This window comes from Pseudomonas sp. F220 (assembly GCF_057813935.1).
In genome coordinates, this window is the sequence record NZ_JBVASJ010000112.1 from 1 (window position 1) to 865 (window position 865).

Consider the following 865-nt stretch of genomic DNA (forward strand, 5'->3'; position numbering starts at 1 on the left):
GCGGTGAAAAAAACCACGTATGACAGTGTGCTGAGCGATAGCGACAGCGTGCTACGCACCGACTTGCTGGCGCAGCGAACCCTGGTGGTAAAACCGGGGGAGGGGGCGCAACTGAACGTCCCCCTGGATAAAGATGCCCGGTTTGTCGCGGTGGTGGCGCTGTTTCGTACGCCCGATACCCAGAAAAATACCTGGCGTCTGATGTTGAGCCGAGATGAGCTGGACCCGGATCAGGCGCGAGTCATCGAGCTGGGCAACAACCAACTGATCCTGCACGCCTTGGCAAAGGAATAACCCGTGAGTGAGTTGAACCCTTCGCTTTACGAAATGCTCCTGCAGAATTTCAACGGGGAACTGGACCTGTATCGCGTCCGCGAAGAGGACCAGCACATCCTGTCGGTGCTGGACAATCTGCAACGCATTCTTAATAGCCGGGCGGGGACACTCAGTCACCTGCCGGATTACGGTTTGCCGGATATGGGGCTGATTCTGCAAGGGATGCCGGGTGCGGCGCATGAACTGATGGGCACCCTGGTCGATACCTTGCTCAAGTACGAGCCGAGATTGGCGACGATGAGCATTGAACTGTTGCCACAAAGCCTGCCGGGTCATCTGGAATACGCCCTGGACGCGCAATTGAAAGGGGGCGAGCGGGTGACCTTCGGCACGACCCTGGCGCCCGAGGGGAAAGTGTTGGTGCGTCACCTGAGGCGGCAGAACTATCTGTCTATGCCGTAAACCCGTAAAGGAAAGGAAGCTGGATGACGGCGTTATTTGAAATGCGTATTCGAGTCGGCGGTGACCCGCGCGACTTTGGCGAGTTTACGGCACTGCGTGACGAGCTGACCAAACTGACTCATCCGGC

The 865-nt window shown here is 57.8% G+C and carries 2 protein-coding genes; both read left to right on the forward strand.

All coding sequences use genetic code 11. From position 1 onward, the window contains the following. Positions 1-294: type VI secretion system lipoprotein TssJ (gene tssJ, locus ACZYSM_RS29210; RefSeq protein ID WP_489077150.1), on the forward strand; the 294-nt coding region annotated here is incomplete at its 5' end. A 3-nt stretch (positions 295-297) separates the two neighbouring features. Continuing rightward, positions 298-738, forward strand: a complete 441-nt coding sequence (gene tssE / locus ACZYSM_RS29215) for a type VI secretion system baseplate subunit TssE (protein WP_489077152.1) — start codon at positions 298-300, stop codon at positions 736-738. Positions 739-865 lie beyond the last annotated feature (127 nt).